The 572-nt window shown below is 61.0% G+C and carries 1 pseudogene; it reads left to right on the top strand.

The features are described 5' to 3' along the window. Window positions 1-572: pseudogene (locus AC3WLT_RS37290) on the top strand (hypothetical protein); the annotation flags it as partial.

Genomic DNA, 572 nt, shown 5'->3' with positions numbered 1-572 from the left:
GCAGTCTCCGGCACGGCTTTGGCTAACGCGGTGCAGTACGACTCTGCGACGCACAACAAGGTCACGCTGGGCGGTGCCGGTTCGACGACGCCGGTGACGCTGGCCAACGTGGCGGCCGGCAAGGCGAACAACGACGCGGTGAACGTGCAGCAGTTGAAGGGGATAGGCGCGAACATTGACAGCAGCGGCAATGTGACGGGCGCATTCGTTGCCTATGACGATACGTCGAAGAACACGATTACGCTGAGGGGCGTAAGCGGCTCGACGAAGATCACGGGCCTTACCGCCGGCACAGTGTCGGCAGCGAGCACGGATGCAGTCAATGGTGCTCAGTTGTACCAGACGAACCAGAATGTGGCGAACGTCGCGGGCAACGTGACGAACGTCGCCAACATCGTAAATAACATCACCAATGGCGGCACCGGCGTCAAGTATTTCCACGCTAATTCGACGCAGGCAGATTCGTCCGCAACCGGTACGGATGCGGTCGCGATCGGTGGGAACGCAAAGGCGACGGCAAACAACTCGGTGGCTCTGGGCGCGAACTCGGCGACGGTGTCCAATCTGTCTGC

This window comes from Paraburkholderia sp. FW306-2-2C-D06C (assembly GCF_058781505.1).
The sequence above is the reverse complement of the archived record's forward strand: the minus strand, read 5'-3'. Positions and strand labels throughout refer to the sequence as shown.